At 67.4% G+C, this 19,633-nt stretch carries 15 protein-coding genes; 10 read left to right on the top strand and 5 right to left on the bottom strand.

What is annotated here, in order from left to right; translation table 11 throughout:
* The first annotated feature begins 43 nt into the window (after positions 1–43).
* The 4 genes from ABNX08_RS12735 to ABNX08_RS12720 all read left to right on the top strand — a co-directional run bounded on the left by ABNX08_RS12735 (position 44) and on the right by ABNX08_RS12720 (position 6,971).
* The gene (locus ABNX08_RS12735; RefSeq protein ID WP_349609237.1) at positions 44–1,231 is read left to right on the top strand and encodes an efflux RND transporter periplasmic adaptor subunit; all 1,188 of its coding nucleotides are present in this window, start codon (positions 44–46) and stop codon (positions 1,229–1,231) included.
* Positions 1,228–4,410 carry an efflux RND transporter permease subunit gene (locus tag ABNX08_RS12730; protein WP_022535612.1) on the top strand — a complete coding sequence of 1,061 codons (3,183 nt, stop codon included), beginning with the start codon at positions 1,228–1,230 and terminating at the stop codon, positions 4,408–4,410. The genes ABNX08_RS12735 and ABNX08_RS12730 overlap by 4 nt, the downstream gene beginning before the upstream one ends.
* Complete coding sequence (locus ABNX08_RS12725) at positions 4,407–5,855, top strand: efflux transporter outer membrane subunit (RefSeq protein WP_349609239.1); 1,449 nt, start codon at positions 4,407–4,409, stop codon at positions 5,853–5,855. The genes ABNX08_RS12730 and ABNX08_RS12725 overlap by 4 nt, the downstream gene beginning before the upstream one ends.
* Before the next feature lie 198 nt (positions 5,856–6,053).
* Positions 6,054–6,971, top strand: coding sequence for a LysR family transcriptional regulator (locus ABNX08_RS12720; protein WP_022535610.1), 918 nt, complete (start codon positions 6,054–6,056; stop codon positions 6,969–6,971).
* A gap of 18 nt (positions 6,972–6,989) precedes the next feature.
* On the opposite strand, the gene ABNX08_RS12715 is transcribed toward ABNX08_RS12720, so the two are convergent.
* The 4 genes from ABNX08_RS12715 to ABNX08_RS12700 form a co-directional block, all read right to left on the bottom strand.
* Positions 6,990–7,985, bottom strand: coding sequence for a 2-hydroxyacid dehydrogenase (locus ABNX08_RS12715; protein ID WP_022535609.1), 996 nt, complete (start codon positions 7,983–7,985; stop codon positions 6,990–6,992).
* Positions 7,986–8,037: 52 nt separating this feature from the next.
* Complete coding sequence (locus tag ABNX08_RS12710; RefSeq protein ID WP_022535608.1) at positions 8,038–9,630, bottom strand: aspartate:alanine exchanger family transporter; 1,593 nt, start codon at positions 9,628–9,630, stop codon at positions 8,038–8,040.
* Between the two features lie 290 nt (positions 9,631–9,920).
* Positions 9,921–11,339 (bottom strand): heavy metal sensor histidine kinase, encoded by a 1,419-nt coding sequence (locus tag ABNX08_RS12705; protein ID WP_349609241.1) that lies wholly within the window; start codon positions 11,337–11,339, stop codon positions 9,921–9,923.
* On the bottom strand, positions 11,336–12,019 hold the full coding sequence (locus tag ABNX08_RS12700; RefSeq protein WP_022535606.1) for a heavy metal response regulator transcription factor: 684 nt from the start codon (positions 12,017–12,019) through the stop codon (positions 11,336–11,338). Before ABNX08_RS12700 ends, ABNX08_RS12705 begins: the two co-directional genes overlap by 4 nt.
* A 309-nt stretch (positions 12,020–12,328) precedes the next feature.
* Here ABNX08_RS12700 and ABNX08_RS12695 point away from each other — a divergent pair, with 309 nt between their 5' ends.
* Positions 12,329–12,676, top strand: coding sequence for a hypothetical protein (locus tag ABNX08_RS12695; RefSeq protein ID WP_022535605.1), 348 nt, complete (start codon positions 12,329–12,331; stop codon positions 12,674–12,676).
* A 443-nt stretch (positions 12,677–13,119) separates the two neighbouring features.
* Here ABNX08_RS12695 and ABNX08_RS12690 read toward each other — a convergent pair whose 3' ends face one another.
* Positions 13,120–13,902, bottom strand: coding sequence for a gamma-glutamyl-gamma-aminobutyrate hydrolase family protein (locus tag ABNX08_RS12690; protein WP_022535604.1), 783 nt, complete (start codon positions 13,900–13,902; stop codon positions 13,120–13,122).
* Between the two features lie 375 nt (positions 13,903–14,277).
* Here ABNX08_RS12690 and ABNX08_RS12685 point away from each other — a divergent pair, with 375 nt between their 5' ends.
* From ABNX08_RS12685 to ABNX08_RS12665, 5 genes are all read left to right on the top strand, one after another.
* Positions 14,278–15,591, top strand: coding sequence for an aromatic ring-hydroxylating dioxygenase subunit alpha (locus ABNX08_RS12685; protein ID WP_022535603.1), 1,314 nt, complete (start codon positions 14,278–14,280; stop codon positions 15,589–15,591).
* Between the two features lie 79 nt (positions 15,592–15,670).
* Positions 15,671–17,107, top strand: a complete 1,437-nt coding sequence (locus ABNX08_RS12680) for a glutamine synthetase family protein (RefSeq protein WP_349609244.1) — start codon at positions 15,671–15,673, stop codon at positions 17,105–17,107.
* Positions 17,108–17,128: 21 nt separating this feature from the next.
* Complete coding sequence (locus tag ABNX08_RS12675; protein ID WP_022535601.1) at positions 17,129–17,452, top strand: 2Fe-2S iron-sulfur cluster-binding protein; 324 nt, start codon at positions 17,129–17,131, stop codon at positions 17,450–17,452.
* A gap of 3 nt (positions 17,453–17,455) precedes the next feature.
* Positions 17,456–18,697, top strand: a complete 1,242-nt coding sequence (locus ABNX08_RS12670; protein ID WP_022535600.1) for an NAD(P)/FAD-dependent oxidoreductase — start codon at positions 17,456–17,458, stop codon at positions 18,695–18,697.
* A 95-nt stretch (positions 18,698–18,792) separates the two neighbouring features.
* Entirely contained in the window at positions 18,793–19,521 is a 729-nt protein-coding gene (locus ABNX08_RS12665; RefSeq protein WP_022535599.1) for a GntR family transcriptional regulator, read from the top strand.
* The last annotated feature ends 112 nt before the right edge of the window (positions 19,522–19,633 follow it).

Genomic DNA, 19,633 nt, shown 5'->3' with positions numbered 1-19,633 from the left:
TGCCGTTGCCAGCCTGCTCTTGCCACGCAGAAGGGAACTCAGAATGAAACAGGTACGAAGGACGGGCATGGCGGCACGCGCAGCGTCGCTCGCGGCCCTTGCCGCTGCCGCTGCCGCGGCAGCGATGCTGGCGGGTTGCAAGTCGGAGGCTGTGCAGGCACCGGCGGCGCCGGCCGTGGTGGTCAGCCAGCCGCTGGTGCGGCAGGTCACTGACGTCGACACCTTCACGGGACGCTTCGAAGCGATCGACAACGTGGACGTGCGGGCGCGTGTCAGCGGCTACCTGGAGAAGGTCGCGTTCACGGACGGCGCCTTGGTGAGAAAGGGCGACCTGCTGTTCGTGATCGACCCGCGGCCGTTCCAGGCGGCGGTGAACGAGGCCGAAGGCGCGCTGGCCAAGGCGCGTTCGCAACTGAGCCTGAGCCAGCAGGAATACGAGCGGGCGCGCGTGCTGATCGAAACCAACACCATCGCGCGCAGCCTGTTCGAGCAGCGCGAGCAGGCGCTGCAGAGCGCACGCGCCGAAGTGGCCAGCGCCGAAGGGGCGCTTGCTCGTGCCCGGCTCGACCTGTCCTTCACGCGCATCACCGCGCCGATGTCCGGACGCATCAGCCGCAAGCGCGTCAGCGAAGGCAACCTGGTCAACGGCGGCGACAGCAACGCCACGCTGCTGACCACGATCGTGTCGCAGGACCCGATCGATTTCTATTTCGATGTCGACGAGCAGAGCTACCTGCGCTACACCCGCCAGGAAGCCAGTGCCGCGGCGGGCACGCGCACGGTCCGCATCGCGCTGCCGGGCGACGGCGAACCGACGCTCGCCGGCAGCATGAACTTCGTGGAGAACCGGCTGGACAACTCCACCGGCACGCTGCGCCAGCGCGTGCGGCTGCCGAATCCGGGCCACAAGCTGACCCCGGGCCAGTTCGGCCGCGCCCATGTGGCCGCGCAGGCCGCGCACGATGCGCTGCTGGTGCCCGATGCCGCGGTAGCCACCGACGCCACCCGGCGCGTGGTCTATGTCGTCAAGGCGGACCAGAGCGTCGAGGTGCGTCCGGTGGTGCTCGGCAAGCTGTTCGGCAACCTGCGCGAAGTCGCGTCGGGGCTGAACGCGGGCGATCGCGTCATCGTCGAGGGCTTCCAGCGCGTGCGCCCCGGCGAGACCGTCAAGCCCACCGTGCGTGCGGTGGCCACGGCGAGCCTGCCGGCTTCGCAGGGAGCGCAGCCATGAACCTCGGTCGCCTTTCCGTCGAACAGCCGGTGCTCGCTATCGTGCTGTCGATCGTGCTGACACTGGCGGGCGCGCTGGCGTATTTCACGCTGGCAGTGTCCGAATATCCCGAGATCGCGCCGCCCACGGTCGTGATCCAGGCCAGCTATCCCGGCGCCTCGGCCGAGACCGTGTCGCAAACCGTCTCCACGCCGATCGAGCTGGAAGTCAACGGCGTGGAAGACATGCTGTACCTGTACAGCCAGGCCACCTCCGACGGCGGCCTCAATATCACCGTGACCTTCAAGCCCGGTACCGACGTCGACAAGGCCCAGGTGCTGGTGCAGAACCGCGTCGCGCTGGCGACGCCGCGGCTGCCGCAACCCGTGCAGCGCAGCGGCGTGTCGGTGCGCAAGTCTTCGCCGACGCAGCTGGGCACGATCTTCCTGTACTCGCCAGACAAGAGCTATGACCAGCTCTATGTCTCCAACTACGCCATCCGCAACGTCGCCGACGCGCTCAAGCGCATCGACGGCGTGGGCGATATCAACCCGCTGGGCGCGCGCGAATATTCGATGCGCATCTGGCTGGATCCCGAGCGCGTGGCCTCGTTCAACCTCAGCCCCGGCGACGTGATTGCCGCGGTGCGCGCGCAGAACACGCAGGTGGCCGGCGGCGTGGTGGCGCAGCCGCCGGTGACGGACCAGGCCTTCCAGCCCAACCTGATCTTCGAAGGCAGGCTGCGCGAGCCGGTGGCGTTCAACGACATCGTCGTCAAGCAGGGTGATGGCGGGCGCGTGGTGCGCCTGAAGGACGTGGCGCGCGTGGAGGTAGGCGCGCTTGCATACGCCACCGACAGCTACATGCTGCGCAACCCCACCATCGCGCTGCAGGTGCTGCAGCGCCCCGGCGCCAACGCCGTCGCCACCATGGCCGCGGTGCAGGACAAGATGGCCGAGCTGAGCCAGGCCTTCCCCAAGGGCATCGTCTACAACATCGGCTACAACCCCACCGCCTTTATCGGCGACAGCATCGACGAACTGGTCAAGACCATCTACGAGGCGGTGGTGCTGGTCGTGCTGGTGGTGCTGGTGTTCCTGCAGGGCTGGCGCCCGTCGATCATCCCGATCCTGGCGATCCCGGTGTCGCTGGTGGGCACCTTTGCCGTGATGGCGATGCTGGGCTATTCGATCAACAACCTGACGCTGTTCGGGCTGGTGCTCGCGGTGGGGATCGTGGTGGACAACGCCATCGTGGTGGTCGAGAACGTGGAGCGCCACCTGGCGCTTGGCGCCACCCCGCGCGAAGCGACGCTGGTCACGATGAAGGAAGTGGGCGGCGCACTGTTCGCGATCACGCTGGTGCTGTGCGCGGTGTTCGTGCCGACGGCCTTTATCACCGGCATCTCCGGCCAGTTCTTCCGGCAGTTCGGCATCACCATCGCGGTATCGACGGCGATCTCGCTGTTCAGTTCGCTGACGCTGGCGCCGGCACTGTCGGCCGCGATCCTGAAGCGGCATGCGCAGGGCGAAGCCGGCCACGGCCAGGCTGCGTCCCGGTTTGGCGGCATCCTGCGGCCCGTGCGGTGGCTCGCCGGCCGCTTCAACGCGGGCTTCGACCGCTTTGCCGATGGCTACGGCCGCGTGGTGCGGCGCGTGGTGGCGATCACGCCGGCGATGCTCGCGCTGTACGTGCTGCTGATCGCCGGCACGGTCTACCTGCTGGTGTCGACGCCCAAGGGCTTTATCCCGGCGCAGGACCGCGGCTACCTGGTGGTGCTGATCCGCATGCCGGACGGCGCTACGCTGGAACGCACCAGTGCGGTGGCGCGCAAGGTGGAAGACATCGCGCTGCAGGTGCCGGGCGTGGAGCGCGTGCCGGTGTTCTCGGGCGTCTCCGCGGCCACCGGCACCAACTCCGCCAGCAATGCCGGCCTGTTCCCGGTGTTCAAGCCGTGGGAGGAGCGCAAGCCTCAGGGCCTGACCATCGACAAGATCGCGGCCGACCTGCGCGCGCGGCTGGCCGGCGTGACCGAAGCCTCGATCGTGGTGGCAATGCCGCCGCCGGTGCAGGGGCTGGGCAGCACGGGCGGCTTCTCGATGCGCCTGGAGGACCGCAACGGGCTGGGTACCGCCGCGCTGGCCAAGGCCACCGAGGACCTGATCGCGGCGGCCAACCAGGCGCCGGGCATGGTCGGCGTGTATTCGCCGTATTCGGCCACCACGCCGCAGGTGTTCGTCGAGCTGGACCGCGAGAAGGCGGAGATGCTGGGCGTGCCCAGCCAGGAGATCAATGACGCCGTGGAAACCTATTTCGGCTCGACCTATATCAACGACTTCAATATCCTCGGGCGCACCTACCGCGTGACCGCGCAGGCCGACCTGCCGTTCCGGGTGACCCCCGACGACCTGGCGCGGCTGAAGGTGCGCAACAAGGATGGCGAGATGGTGCCGATCGGCAGTGTGACGCGCGTCAGCGAAGCGCTCGGCGTGGACCGCGCGCCGCGCTACAACCTCTACCCGGCCACCGAGATCAATGGCGACACGCTGCCCGGCCTGGGCTCGGCCTACGCGATCCAGACCATGGAGCGGCTCGCGGCAGAAGTGCTGCCGCCGGGCATCACCTACGAGTGGACGGATCTCTCGTACCAGCAGACCACGGCCGGCAATACCGGGCTGCTGGTGTTCCCGCTGTGCGTGCTGCTGGTCTACCTGGTGCTGGCCGCGCAGTACGGCAGCTGGAGTCTGCCGCTGTCGATCCTGCTGATCGTGCCGATGTGCCTGCTGGCCGCGTCGCTGGGCGTGCGCGCCATGGGGCAGGACATCAATATCCTGACGCAGATCGGCTTTATCGTGCTGGTCGGGCTGGCGGCCAAGAACGCGATCCTGATCGTGGAGGTGGCCAGGCAACTCGAGCAGCAGGGCAGTGCGCTGGTCGAGGCGGTGGTGGAGGCGAGCCGGCAGCGGCTGCGGCCGATCATCATGACCTCGCTGGCGTTCATCCTCGGCGTGCTGCCGCTGGTGATCTCAGAAGGCGCCGGCGCCGAGATGCGCCAGGCGGTGGGCTCGGCGGTGTTCCTCGGCATGATCGGCGTGACCGTGTTCGGGCTGATCTTCACGCCGGTGTTCTATGTGGTGGTGCGGCGGCTTGCAGGTGGCGCGAAGACTGTGCCGGCTGTGGCGGTGGAGGTGGCGCAATGAAGGCCCCAGTTGCAATCGAAATCGCAATCGAAATCGCAATCGCAATCGCAATCGCAAAGCGCCTCCCGCTCGTAGCGGCGCTGACCACCGGCGCCATGCTGCTGGCTGCCTGCGCCACACCGCAACCGGTCGCACCCACACCGCTGCCGCTGGCGACCGGCTACGCTAACGCATCGCTGGCCGCGGCCGGCGAGGTGCCGGACCTGTCCAACTGGTGGCAGCGCTTCGGCGACCCGGTGCTTGACGAGCTGGTCGCGTCCGCGCTGGACGGCAACACCGACCTGAAGTCCGCGATCGCTCGCATCGATGCCGCGCGTGCGCTGCGGGCCGGCACGGCCTCGCAGGGGCTGCCGCAGCTGGGGCTGGGCGCCTCGGCGGGCCGGCAGCGGCTGTCAGCATCGCAATCGGCCTCGGGCAACCCGGACACCGGCAACGTCTTCGGCGCAGGGCTGGGCGCGTCATGGGAAGTCGATCTGTTCGGCCGCATCCGGCAGGACGTGGCCGCGGCCGATGCCGAGCTGCGCTCCGCCTCCGACGCCGCGCAGGCCGTGCGCGTGGCCGTGACCGGCGAGGTGGTGCAGACCTACCTGGGCGCGCGCAACCTGGAGCACCGGTTGCAACTGGTCAGCGCCAACGCGCGCAGCCAGGCGGAAACCGAGACGCTGACGCGGCGCCTGTTCGATGCCGGCGCGGTGCCCATTGCCGATGTCGACCGCGCCCGCGCCCAGTCCGAAGCCACGCACGCGCAGCTGCCGCTGCTGGAGCTGGAGCGGCAGAACGCGCTGCACCGGCTCTCGATCCTGGTCGCCACCACGCCGCAGGACATCTATGCGCGCATGGAGCCGCTCGCGGCCCGGCCGCAGTGGACGCCGCCGGCGGGGATCGGCACGCCGGCCGACCTGCTGCGCTTGCGTCCCGATGTGAAGGCGGCCGAAAGCGTCGTGGTGGCGGCGTATGCACGTGTCGGCGTCGCACGAGCCGAGCTGCTGCCGCACCTGCGGCTGGCCGGCGCGATCGGCGTGGCCGCGGATGCGGTTTCCGGCGCCACGCTGGCGCGCTCGCTGGCGTGGATGTTCGGCGCCGACGCGGCGCTGCCCCTGTTCGACGGCGGGCGCCGGCGCAGCACGGTGCGACTGCGCGAGGCCGAGGCAGAGCAGGCCCTGCAGCGCTATCGCACCACGGTGCTGCGCGCGGTCACCGAGGTCGAGGGCGCGGTGGCGGCATCGGCGCGCAACCGCGACCGAGTGGCGCGGCTGGAGCAGGCGGCGTCAAGTGCGCGGGCCGCGTATGACCAGATCAACCGCTCCTGGCGCGCCGGCGAATCCGCGTTTATCGACACGCTGCAGGTCCAGCGCACGCTGCTGGAGGCAGAGGAAGAGCTCTCCATCGCCCAGGCCGCCGCGCTGCGCAGCCAGGTGGGCGTGGTGACGGCGCTGGGCCAGTAGGGCCCCGGCGCCGGCCTTCCTGAACAGCCCCGCCTCCGGCGGGGCATTCCCTGAAGAGACCGTTCATGACCCATACCTGCCCCTTGTGCGGCAGGCCCGAACGCGACCCGCCCCTGCGCGCCGGCTGCGGCCGGGCTTGACGCCAGCCTCGAACCTGCTTCCAATCCGGGGGTGACCGTTCCGTTATGACTGCCCGCTATGGACCGCTTCGACGCGCTGCAACTCTTCACCCGGATCGTGGAACTGGGCTCCTTCACCGGCGCCGCCAGCGCATTGGATATCCCGCGCGCCACCGCCACGCACGCCATCAAGGAACTGGAGGCCCGCGTGGGCGCACGGCTGCTGGAACGCACCACGCGCCAGGTGCGCCCGACGCTGGACGGCCAGGCGTTCTACGAGCGCAGCAAGCGCGTGCTGCAGGACCTGGAAGACGCCGAGACCTCGCTCAGCACACAGGTGGCCAGCCCGCGCGGCACGCTGCGGCTCGACCTGCACGGCACCCACGCGACCATGATCATCCTGCCGCGCATCGGTGAGTTCCGCGACCGCTATCCCCATATCGACCTGGTCGTCAGCAGCGGCGACCGGCTGGTCGACCTGGTCGGCGAGGGCATCGACTGCGTGGTGCGCGCGGGGCGTCCGCGCGATTCGTCGCTGGTGGCCAGGCGGCTGGCGGATATGCCGGAGGTGCTGTGCGCCAGCCCCGGCTACCTGGCCGCGCACGGCACGCCGCAGGAGCCGTCCGAGCTGGCTGAGCATGTGGGCGTGGGTTTCTTCTCGCGCAACAGTGACAACCGGTATCCGTTCACGCTGACCGTCGATGGCGAGGTGCAGGAGTTCAAGGCGCGCGGCTGGATCTCGGTCAGCGATGCCGAGTGCTATACCAGCGCGGCGCTGGCCGGCTGCGGCCTGGTCCAGGTGCCGCGCTTCCGCGTCGAGGAGCACCTGCGCGCTGGCCGGCTGGTGCAGGTGTTGGCCCAGTGGCCGTGCCCGGACCTGCCGGTGTCGGCGCTGTACCCGTTCCACCGGCAACTGGCGCCGCGCGTGCGCGTGTTCGTGGACTGGGTGGCGGGGCTGTACGTCGAGCGATTCGGGCCGCTGCGCGGCGCGGCATGAGGCCGGCAGCGGCCGCGTTCAACTGGCGCTGACCTCGTTCGTCAGCGGCTTGCCGGCCTCGAATTCCGTCGCGCTGCGCAGCGTGGTCTCGCAGATGGTCGTCACGGCTTCGCGCGTGAGGAAGGCCTGGTGCCCGGTCACGATCACGTTCGGGAACGTGATGAGCTGCTGCAGCACGGCGTCGTCGACGATGGTGCTGGACAGGTCGCGGAAGAACAGCTCCGCCTCCTGCTCGTACACGTCGATCGCCAGCCCGCCGAGTTGTCCGCTCCTAAGCGCGTCGATGACCGCTTCCGTGTCGATCAGCCCGCCGCGGCTGGTGTTGATCAGCAAGGCGCCTGTCTTGGCGCGCGACAGCGTTTCGGCGTTGATGATGTGATGGGTCTCGGGCGTGAGCGGGCAGTGCAGCGAGATGCAGTCCGCGCTTGCGCCGATTTCTCCCTCGTCCGCGTAGCGGCCGCCAAGGGCCTCGAATTCCGGAGACGGGTACTTGTCGTACCCGATTACGTTGCAGCCGAACCCGACCATGATCTTTGCGAACACGCGCCCGATCTTGCCGGTGCCGATCACGGCCACGGTCTTGCCGCACAGGTCGAAGCCCATCAGGCCTTCGAGCGAGAAATTGAAATCCCGCGTGCGGTTGTAGGCCCGGTGGATCTTGCGGTTGATCGCCATCAGCAGGGCCACCGCATGCTCGGCGACCGAATTGGGCGAGTAGTCGACCACGCGGACTACCTTGATCCCGAGCGCTTGGGCGGCTTTCAGGTCGACGTTGTTGAACCCGGTGCAGCGCAGCGCGACCAGCTTGGTGCCGCCGCGCACGAGCGCTTCCAGCACAGTCGCATCGGCCCGGTCATTGACGAAGATGCACACCGCGCCGTGGCCCGCGGCGAGGCCCACCGTTTCACTGTCCAGGGGGACTTCGAAGTACTTGAGCTGATGACCTTCCGCCGCATTCGCGGCATCCAGATGTTGGCGATCGTAGGACTTTGCGCTGAAGACGGCGATTTCCATGATGTGTCTCCGCGGCGAATCGCGTGCAGCGATGCGCCCAAGTTGCGCCGCACTATCCGCCAGCCAGCGTGGCGGCGACCTGTACGAACAGGATTTTCACGATGGTCATCGACGGGAAGATCATCGAGTAGCCGAGGTCGGGACGGTCGGTGGGCGCGACGCGGTTGGCAAAGGCCAGGATGGCGGGATTGCCGGTCGCGCCGCAGATCACGCCCACCGCCAGGTCGAACGGCAGCCTGAAGACCCAGAGGCAGAAGATCGCAGTGATCAGCAGCAGGGCGAGCAGGATCACCACGCCATAGATCAGGAAGGACACCCCGGTTACGCCGATGGTGGCGAAGAACTTCGGCCCCGACGCAATGCCCACCTGTGCCAGGAAGATGGTCAGCCCGAAGTTGCGCAGCACCAGGTTGGCCGATAGCGGCATGGTCCAGACGAACGGCCCGAGACGGCGCACCCGGCCGAGCACGAGGGCGACCAGCAGCAGCGCGGCGAGCCCCAGCGCCAGCGTGCCGACGCCGGGAATCGGCACCGGGACCAGCCCGACCAGCAGCCCGAGGGCCGCGCCGATGCCGATCGAGATAAAGCTAAGCTCGGCGGTGCCCTTGATGGAGTCGCCGAACAGCGCGCGAATCGGCTTCATGTGGGCGCGATTGACCAGCAGGCCGACGCGGTCGCCGAATTCGAGGATGAGATCCTGGCTGGGCATCAGGTCGGCATCGCCGCGCCGCACATGGGCGATCGAGCAGGCCATGCCTTCGGGAAAGCGGATGTCGCGCAGCGTGTGCCCGACCACGAGCCGGCTCGAGGCGAACACGCGCATATAGTCCAGGTCTTCGCGATGGCTCGTCATGCGGCCTGGCTGCAGCTCTCCGCACAGCGAGGTGGCTTCACGCAGCACGGCCGGGTCGGTGGCGGTCGCGAGCAGCACGTCGTCCGCCTGCAGGACCAGGTCGTCGGCGGGCGGCTGGTTGTGGTGTGCGCGACGCACTGCAGCAATCACCACCCCGTCCGGCAGGCGTGCGACCAGCTCCGACAGCCGCGCGCCGATGAACGCAGGGTTTGTCAGTGCGATCTCGGCGGTCTCGATCAGCTTTGGCGGCGGCCGCACGATATTCGGCTTGAGCAGCGCGGTGAGGGCATACAGGAACAGGATCGGCCCGGCCACGCCGACCGGGTACGCGACGCTGTAGCCCACCGCGGCGCCGTCGCTCTTCATCGCCGCCATTGCGGCCTGCAGGCTTGCCGTGCTGGTGCCCGCGCCGGCGAACATGCCCAGCGACTCGTCGAGTTTCACGCCGACCAGCGGCACCAGCGCGACCGCGACCAGCCCTGAGCCGACCACGCCGAGCACGGCGGCGGCGTTGGCCTTGAGGCCGTCCGGGCTGGTCAGGCCTTTGAAGAACTGCTCGCCGTACTGGATCCCGATGCCATAGAGAAAGAGCAGCAGCCCAAGCGTGCCGAGCAGGGCGGGCGGTGCGGACTTGGGCGCGAACCCGCCGATCGCCAGCCCGACGAACAGCACCGCGCCCGACCCGAGCGACACACCCTTGATATTGATCTCGCCGATGACATAGCCCAGCGCAACCGTGAGGAACAGCGTGAGCAGCGGCTGGGTTTCGAGCAATGTCCTGACTGCATCCATGGCAGCTCCTCTTCGATGGACAGGAGCAAGGGCGCAGCGACAGGCAACCGCGCAGGATCACGCGCACACCGCGCGGACGGGGTTGCCAGGCCCTTCGGTTCCGGACATGCGTTGTCGGGTGTGGCTTGCCGCGAATCCGATCATCGTGACAGGCACTGGCTGGCACGGCGCAACCACGGGAATGCCCCTCGAAAATATACGATGCGCCGCACGAATTCAAGAATCGAAGCGGCGCGCCAGTGGTGGATGCCAGGCCTGCCAAATCTGCCAAACCTGCAATCGGCCCGCCCTCAGGCTGCGGCGGGACGCGCCAGCGGGCGCGCCGGCGCGGGCGCGTCGGGCACCGGCTGGCTGACCGGCAGCGTCATGCCGATCCGGATCGCGTGCGGCTCCACCTGCGCGAACACGCTGCCGCCGTGCATGGTGGCGATCGCCTTGACGATGGCCAGCCCCAGCCCGTGGTTCTGCCGGCTGTCGCTGCGCGCCGCGTCGGCACGGTAGAAGCGGTCGAACAGGCGGTTCGGCTGGATCGCGGACAGGCGGTCCGACTCGTTGCGCACGGTGATGGTCAGCGTGCCTGCCGCCTGCGCGATCGCCACCGTCACCGGCCGCCCGGGCCTTCCATGCTGCAGGGCGTTGCTCATCAGGTTGGTCAGCGCGCGCTGCAGCAGCGAGACATTGACGCGCACCCGCGCATCGCCCGTCACGTGCAGCGTGGAGCCGGCGTCTTCGAACAGCAGGTCGAGGAAGTCCGCGCTGCGCCGCACCTCGTGCGCGACCGAGACCTCGACCAGGTCGCGCGCCAGCGCGCCGCGGTCGGACTGGGCCAGGAACAGCATGTCGATCACGATGCGGCTGAGCCGCTCCAGGTCTTCCAGGTTGGACTGCAGGATCTCTTCCAGCTCGGCAGTGCTGCGTGGCCGCGACAGCGCCACCTGGGTCTGGCCGATGACATTGCCCAGCGGCGTGCGCAATTCATGCGCCACGTCGGCATTGAAGGCGGAAAGCTGCCGGTAGGCACGCTCGAGCTTGTCGAGCGCGCCGTTGAAGGCATGGACCAGGCCACACAGTTCGCCCGGCAGGTTGGCGTCGGGCAGGCGCTCGAGCTGCTTGGGATCGAGCGCGCTGGCATGGCGCGACAAGCGCTCGATCGGCGCGAGGCCCGACTTGGCGATACGCCAACCGAGCAGGCTCACCGCGATCACGCCCAGCACCGAGGACACCACCAGCGCAATGCCCAGCGTGCGGCTGGTCTCGAAGAAGGGCGCCTGGTCGACCGCGACCGCCAGCGCCACCTCCGGCCGGTCCTGCAGTGCGGGGATGGGGCGCTTGAGCATCAGGAAACGGTTGTCGCCGAACTCCACCGCCCACACGTGCGGGGCGCGCGGCGTGGCTTCGGCCTCGCGCGGGAACGGCTCGCCGTAGCGGAAGCGCGGATCGGTGCTCTCGACAAAGTAGCGCACGCTGCGGTCTGCCGGCGTCATGCTGCGCAGCATGGTGGCAAAGCGCTCCCATTGCGCCGTGGTGCCCAGGCCTGCCGCCTTGGGGCCGGCGAGGTCGAAGCGCGCGTGGATCTCTTCGAGCTGGCGCTTCTCCAGTTCCACGCACTGCACCTGGTAGAGCACCACGCCCGTGATGGCGAAGACAAAGGCCGCCGCGAGGCCGAACATCGCGGCCAGGCGCGCTGCGATGGAGCGATGCCGGTTCATGCCGTCAGCCCGTCGCGGGGTTCCAGCACGTAGCCCATGCCGCGGATGGTGTGCAGCAGCTTGGGCTCGCCGGGCCAGTCCAGCTTGGCGCGCAGGCGCTTGACGGCGACCTCGACCACGTTGGTGTTGCAGTCGAAGGAGATGTCCCAGACCAGTTCGGTGATCGCGGTCTTGGAAACGATCTGCCCCTGCCGCCGCGCCAGCACGGACAGCAGCGTGAATTCGCGCGCGCTCAGGTCCAGCCGGCGCGTGCCGCGTGTCGCCCGCCGCGACAGCAGGTCAATGCGCAGGTCGCCGACGGTGAGTTGCGATGGCTCGGTCTGCCGGCCGCGGCGCGTCAGCACGTTGAGGCGCGCCAGCAGTTCCAGGAAGGAGAAGGGCTTGGACAGGTAGTCGTCGGCACCGGCATCAAAGGCGTTGAGGCGATCGTCGAGGTCGTCGCGCGCGGTCAGCATCAGCACCGGTGTCTGCTGCTCGCGGCGCAGCGACTTCAGCAGCGAGACACCGTCCAGCGCGGGCAACATGACGTCGAGCACGATCGCGTCATACGGCTCGGTACAGGCCAGGTGCAGGCCGTCCAGCCCGTTGTGCGCCGTGTCGACCACGTAGCCGTTCTCGGACAGGCCGCGGCGCAGGTAGTCGACCGTCTTGATCTCATCTTCGACCAGCAGGAGTTTCATGGGTCCATTCCTCGGAATCCTAGAAATATAGAAGATGCGTGCGAATCCAACCTGTCAGTCTTGTCAGTTTTGCGGGGGCTGCACTGAACAGGTGCGGGCGTGCCGAGCGCGCCTGCTGCGCAAGCATGGCACAGCTGCGCGCCGGCATGATTCTGCGTGGCTGGAAAGACTGTTGGCGCAAGGCACACCCCGATAACGCGCCTGCCTGACGGAATTGTCAGGGTAGGGTCAGGGCGGCGTCGGCTGCGATCGCTAGACTCCACCGGTGCCTGGCCAGGCCGGCTTTCCTTCACGCACCGGAGTCCTTCCATGACCTTATCCAAGCTCTCCCGCCTCCCTGACACCGCAGGCCGCCGCGCCGCGCGGGCGACCAGAACGCGCTGGCCGCACCTGCGTTGGCTGCATGCCGGAACTTACCGCCGCGCCATGCTGCATGCCTTGCTCCCGACATTGCTGATGATGGTCAGCGCCACCTTTGCGCTATCGGCCAAGGCGGCGCCGCGGCCGGCGGATCCGTACACCGATGGCGCGGCCAGCGCGGCGGCGGCCGAGAAGCGCTTCGATGTGTACACCGACGGGGCCAGCGTGAATGGTCCGCGCGACACATTCACGGATGGCGCGCGTAGTGAGTCGCGGCCGGCGGACGCGAACGGCTGAGCCCGCGAAGGGCCGTAAACACCCCAACCGCACCCCCGACCGCTGGCGGCCGCGTCCGTCGCTGTCGGTATCACTATCGCCTTGCAGTCTGGCCGGCACACGCCGCGTGCCGGCTCATGGCTTTGACCCACACGCAGGAGGGCGATCGCCAGAGAGAATCCACGCGCCCCGCGCACAACGGGACGCCGCTTCCAGCTCAATACACTCGTGAATCGGTAGCGAGCTGGAGCGGCGCCATGAACCTCGGCAGAGTCGATCTCAACCTGTTGCGCGTGTTTGACGCGATCTTCGAGGACAGGAACCGCCCAGCCGCCGTAGCACCATCCTCTCGGGTCACCGAGCGCTGCGCCGTCGTTGAGCGCCACCACCATGTTGCGGTGAATGAGTTCGCCTCATTCGAGGGGTTCGATCCGGAACCCGTCCAGGTTCCGGCAAGGCGGCGCTCAGGCGTGCCGTGCGTAACGCCGGCACGCGTCGCCGAAGTGGGTGAACAACGACCGGGATAGCGGATCGGAATCGGCCGTGACTTCCGGGTGCCATTGCACACCCACCGCAAACTTGACGCCCTCGACGCGGATCGCCTCGACCAGGCCGTCATCGGTGCTGGCCTCGACCGCGAGGTTGTTCCCCAATGTGTCGATGCCTTGCGTATGCAGGGAATTGACGCGCGCGCTTGCGTCACCGATCCATGCGCTGAACATGCCGTCCCGCGCGAGCGCGACCGTGTGCTTGTAGCGATAGCGTGCGACCAGGTCTTCCGACGCGTCTTCCCGGTGCTCCGGCGAATGGCCGGCCGCATGGATATCGGCACGCAGCGTGCCGCCGAAGGCCACGTTCATTTCCTGGAAGCCGCGGCAGATCGCCAGCATCGGGATGCCGAGGTCGGCGGCACGCCGGATCAGGTGCAGCGCGACATGATCGCGCGCTCGGTCGACCAGGAATTCGGCAGACTCGCGTCCACCGTAACGGCCGGGCGAGACATTGGACGCGCCGCCAGGAAAGAGCAGCCCGGACAGCGACGCCAGATAGGGGCTGAAGTCATCGATGTCCTCGCTGGCCGGGATAAAGACCGGTGCGACGCGCGCGACCTCGGTAAGGGCGCGCCGGTAGCTCTCCTTGACGCCATGCACGTCGTGATCCCCGACGAAGAACCGGTCGCAGACGATGCCGACCAGCGGGCAATGGGTACGTGTGGGCTGGGCGGATATTGGGTTGGGGGCGGGCAAAGGTGGGTCTCCTGGGTCATCTGGTCATCACTGCATGCAGATAATATATCACTGCATGCAGATATTCCAGAAAGATGAAAATATGTGCACCAACAGGCGCTATTTAGCAGTCATATGAAGCTCGCCTCGTTGGTGCGGGTAAACACTTAAATCCTCAGTTCATGGGCCCTAAATATCTGAAAATATGTAATAAAAACAATAGCCTATTGTGACTTAATGGCGCGAGTGCGGAGTAAGTTCGGCATGGCTTCCGAGCATGCGCCCAAAATCGACCTTGTCTTGACTGTATGCAGCAAATAATATGCTGCATACAACGACGCTGCATACAGCAAAACCCACCCAGGAACCACCCACCCAGCAGGAGATGTCCCCATCATGATGTCCAAGGAACAGAACGAACTCATCACCCGCGTCGGCGCGGATACCCCAGCCGGCAAGCTGTTGCGGCAATACTGGCAACCGGTTGCGCTGGTGGACGAGTTCGAAGGTGAGCGCCCGGTGCGCGCCGTGCGCCTGATGGGCCAGGACTTCGTCGTGTTCCGCGACGAGCAAGGCCACTACGCGATGCTGGATCGTGATTGCCCGCACCGCGGTGCGGACCTGAGCTTCGGGAGGCTGGAGGACGGCGGCCTGCGCTGCCCGTTTCACGGCTGGCTGTTCGACCGTACCGGCACGTGCCTGGAAACGCCCGCGGAACCCGCCGGCAGCAAGCTGTGCCAGCGCATCCGCCAGAACGCCTATCCGATCGTCGAGCGCGGCGGCGTGCTGTTTGCCTTTATCGGCGAAGGCGAGCCGCCGGCATTCCCGGCCTTTGACTGCTTTGTCGCCCCTGACCAGTACACCTTCGCCTTCAAGGGATTGCTCGAGTGCAACTGGCTGCAGGCGCTCGAGGTCGGCATCGATCCGGCGCACGCTTCCTTCCTGCACCGGTTCTTCGAGGATGAAGACGTCGCGGAAAGCTACGGCAAGCAGTTTCGCGGCGCGTCGGCCGATTCCGGCATGCCGATCACGAAGGTGCTCCGTGAATTCGACTGCCCGGAAATCAGCATCGCGCCGACCGACTACGGCATGCGGCTGACCGCCTTGCGCGAACTCGGCGACGGCCAGCAGCATGTGCGCGTGACCAACGTCGTGTTTCCGCAGGCGTTCATTATCCCGATGAGCGCCGAGATGACGATTGCGCAATGGCATGTGCCGGTCGACGACACCAGTTGCTACTGGTACGCCATCTTCACCAGCTTCACCGCGCCGGTCGACAAGCAGCAGATGCGCGACCAGCGCCTGGCGCTGTACGAACTGCCCGACTACCGCCCGCGGCTGAACAAGCGCAACCACTACGGCTTCAACCCCTACGAGCAGCGCACGCAGACCTACACGGGCATGGGCCACGACATCAACGTCCACGACCAGTGGGCCGTGGAATCGCAGGGCGCGATCCAGGACCGCACCCGCGAGCACCTGGGCACCACCGACAAGGGCATCATCGCCTACCGCAAGCAGCTGGTCGCGGCGATCGAGGCAAACCAGCGCGGCGAGAGGGCGCTGATGATGGTGGACGCGCAGCAGGCCAGTACGCTTACCGGGCCGGCATCGATCGACGGGGTCAGCGTGGAGCAGTCGCCCGACGACTACTGGGTCGGGGCCGATGCCAAGCGCCGGGCCGAATCGGAATGGGCGTCGCGCGCCTGACCGGTACGCAGCCACAGGATCACGACTAACTAACCGAGGCGGCTCCACCGCGTTGCACGATGCGGCGAGCCGGACCCATATGGCGCTTGTAGAACAATTCAGCCTCTGGACCGATACCCATGCCCGTGCTGCTGACGACGTTGCGCGTCAGCTCGCCGGGGGAGACATCGACGTGGTGCGCTTTTCCTTCCCGGACCAGCATGGCGTGCTGCGCGGCAAGACGCTGGTCGCGTCGGAGGCGATCAAGGCGTTGCGCGGCGGCGTGAACGTGACCACCACGCTGTTCGCCAAGGACACTTCGCACCGGACGGTGTTCCCCGTGTTCAGTTCTGGCGGCGGCTTCGACATGCCTGGCATGCTGGGCGGGGCGGACGTCACGCTGGTTCCCGATCCCACCACCTTCCGCGTGCTGCCCTGGTCGCCGCGCACCGGCTGGCTGCTTTGCGATCCGTATTTCCAGGATGGCAGGGCGGTGCCCTTTGCCACCCGCCGCATCCTGCGCAACGCGGAGGAGCGCCTCGCGGCAGCGGGATACCAGCTCGTCACCGGACTGGAAGTCGAGTTCCATGTGTTCCGCCTGCTGCGCGAACACATGACGCCGGACGATGCCGGCCAGCCGGGCGAGCCGCCCGAGGTCGAGCTGTTGTCGCACGGCTACCAGTTCCTGACAGAGCTGCGCTATGACGCGACCGAGGAAGTGATCGAGCTGATCCGCAAGAACGTGCAGCAGCTCGGCCTGCCGGTGCGGTCGCTGGAAATCGAGTTCGGTCCCAGCCAGTTCGAATTCACCTTCGCGCCGGCGACGCCGGTTGCCACCGCGGACGCGATGGTGTTGTTCCGCAGCGCCGTCAAGCAGGTGTGCAAGCGGCATGGCTACCACGCGACCTTTATGTGCCGCCCGAAGATCCGCAACGTAGTGTCGAGCGGATGGCACCTGCACCAGTCGCTGAAGCGGCTGGACAACGGCGCGAATGCGATGATGCCGGACGAGGTCGGGCAAGACCTGTCCGCGACCGGGCGTCATTACCTGGCCGGCCTGCTGCAGCACGCCTGCGCGGCGACCGCGTTCTCCACGCCGACCATCAATGGCTACAAGCGGTTCCGTGCCTATTCGCTGGCGCCCGACCGCGCGATCTGGGCGCGCGACAACCGCGGCGCAATGCTGCGGGTGCTGGGCGGCGCGGGCGATGCGGCCACGCGCATCGAAAACCGCGTGGGCGAACCCGCGGCAAATCCCTATCTCTATCTCGCGTCGCAGGCCATCTCGGGGCTGGACGGTATCCAGTGGCGCCTGGATCCGGGCCCGTCCGCCGATTCGCCATACGAGACCCCCGCACCCCATCTGCCCAGGACGCTCGACGAGGCGCTGGCCTGCCTGAAAGAAGACGATGCCCTGCGTGAAGGCATGGGCAGTGGCTTTGTCGACTACTTCTGCCATATCAAGCAGGCCGAGATCGCGCGCTTCAATCTTGAGGTGAGCGACTGGGAGCAGCGCGAGTACTTCGACACGTTTTAACCGAACCGCAGTGAGGATGTCATGCCGACGATTACCTATGTCCTGAAAGACGGCAGCCGCAAGGAAGTGGCTTCGGCCAGCGGCAAGACGCTGATGGAAGTCGCGATCGCCAACAATGTCCGCGGGATCGATGCGGAGTGCGGCGGTTGCTGTTCCTGCGCGACCTGCCATGTGTATATCGATTCGCCCTGGGCCGACCATATGCCCGCGCCCGACGAAATGGAAGACGAACTGCTCGAGGGCGTGGCGGCCGTACGGCAGCCGGCCAGCCGGCTCAGCTGCCAGATCGTCGTGACCGACGCGCTCGACGGCCTGGTCGTGCGCGTCCCGGAAAAGCAGGGGTAGACCATGGCCGATCTCGTCATCATCGGGGCCTCCTACGCGGGCACCCAGCTGGCGCTGGCCGCGCGCGCCAACGGCTTCCAGGGCAGCATCACCATGATCGGCGACGAGCCCCACGCACCGTACCAGCGGCCGCCGCTGTCCAAGGGCTTCCTGAGCGACGCGGTGGATGCATCGAGCCTGCCGCTGCAGTCGCCCGAGCGGTTCAGGGAAGAGCGGATCACGCTGCGGACCGGAGTCTCGGCGCGCCGCATCGACCGGCAGGCGCGCACGGTTGCATTGTCCGACGGGGCACTGCTGCGCTACGACCACCTGGCCCTGACCACTGGGGCGCGCTGTCGGCGCCTGCCATGCGAGGGAGCGGAACTGCGCCACGTCTACTACCTGCGCGACCTCGCGGATGCGTGCGACATCAAGGCGCGTGCGCGGGAGGCCAGCAAGGCCGTGGTAGTGGGCGGCGGCTTTATCGGGCTGGAGGTGGCGGCGTCGTTGCGCACGCTCGGCCTCGATGTGACCGTGGTCGAGTTGCAGGAGCGGTTGCTGCAGCGCGCGGTGCCGCCACTGATCTCGACGTTCCTGCAGACGGTGCATCAGCGGCAAGGGGTCCGCATTCGGCTTGCGACCCGGATTCTGCGGCTGCTCGGCAATGATGCGGTCAGCGGGGTCGAGCTCGATTCCGGCGAGGTCCTTCCGGCGGAATTGGTCATCGCAGGCCTCGGCGTGGTACCGAACGTGGAGCTTGCCGAGGACTGCGGCCTGACGGTGGACAACGGCATCGTGGTCGACCGCTTTGCGCGCACCAGCGATCCCGCCATTGTCGCGGCCGGCGATTGTGCTGCGTATCCAAATCCATGGATGCCTACGGATGCGAGCGAAGCGCAAGGCCGGTGCGTGCGCGTCGAATCTATACAAAGCGCGAACGACCTCGCCAGGGTGGCCGGTGCGACGGTTGCCGATCGTCCCGCGCCGTACGAGGCGGTGCCGTGGTTCTGGTCGGACCAGCATGGCTACAAGCTGCAGATGGCTGGCTTCTCGGCGGGGCATGACCAGGCGGTGGTGCGCGGCGACGTGCTGGCGGGGCGATTCACGGCCGTGTACCTGAAGCAGGAAGTGATCGTCGCCGCGGATTCGATCAACCGCCCGCAGGATCACATGGCGGCACGGCGCCTGATCGCCGCGCGCGTTCGCCCCGATCCCGATGTGCTCGCTGATGACTCTGTCGCGCTGAAGAGCCTGTTTCCGAGCTGATCAGGCCGTTGTCTGGTGTACCATGACGCATATTGTATGCAGCCCGGCCAACCTCGCATGCAGCGGCCGCGGCTACGATTTGACGAGGGTGTGTAATGGAATCCCACCAGACACGGGTCTTGGTGCAACTGCGCGACCTGATTCTTAAGGGCGAATTCGAACCGGGCGCCCGCCTGGCCGAGATCCCGCTGGCTGAGAAGCTCGGCGTCTCGCGCACGCCGGTCCGGCTTGCGCTCGCCGCGCTGGAGCAGGAGGGGCTGATCGAGCCTTCGCCGAGCAGCGGCTACATGATGCGCCGCTTCACGCCGCGGGAGATCCAGGATGCGATCGCGGTACGCGGACACCTGGAGGGCATGGCCGCGCGGCTGGTTGCCGAGCATGGGCTGTCACGGCAACTATCGCTGGACCTCCAGGACTGCCTGCGCGAAGGCGACCGGGTCCTGACCAAGGCACAGCTCGACTACGACGACTATGTCGCGTACAGCAATATGAACGATCGCTTTCACGCGCTGATCGTCGAGGGCAGCGGCAACAGCGCGCTGGCACGGGCCATCGAACTCAACAACCGGTTGCCATTCGCCGCGGCGAGCGCCATGTTGCCGATGCAGTCGGCGGTGGAAGAGGGCGGGCAATGGCTGGTCTATGCACACCGGCAGCATCACAGCTTGTTCGACGCCATGCGGCGCGGCGAAGGCGCGCGCGCGCAGGCGCTTGCGACGGAACACGTCAACGTGGCACGCATGAATCTGGAGAGTGCGCTGGATCGGCCTGAACAGGCATCGCAGGTGATGCCGGCGATGCGGTTGTTTGTCAGCGCGGCTTAAGGTTAAGCGCCGCTGCGCAATGGGCGTCGTCTCAGTGGGAGAGGTGGTTTGGTTTGGCAAGGCGCGACGCATCCGGAAGCGCCTGCCCTCTCGCCCGCCCCTTTCCATGAAC

It is taken from the genome of Cupriavidus sp. DF5525, assembly GCF_040149425.2.
In the GTDB taxonomy this organism is placed as follows: Bacteria; Pseudomonadota; Gammaproteobacteria; order Burkholderiales; family Burkholderiaceae; genus Cupriavidus; species Cupriavidus pickettii_A.
The sequence above is the reverse complement of the archived record's forward strand: the minus strand, read 5'-3'. Positions and strand labels throughout refer to the sequence as shown.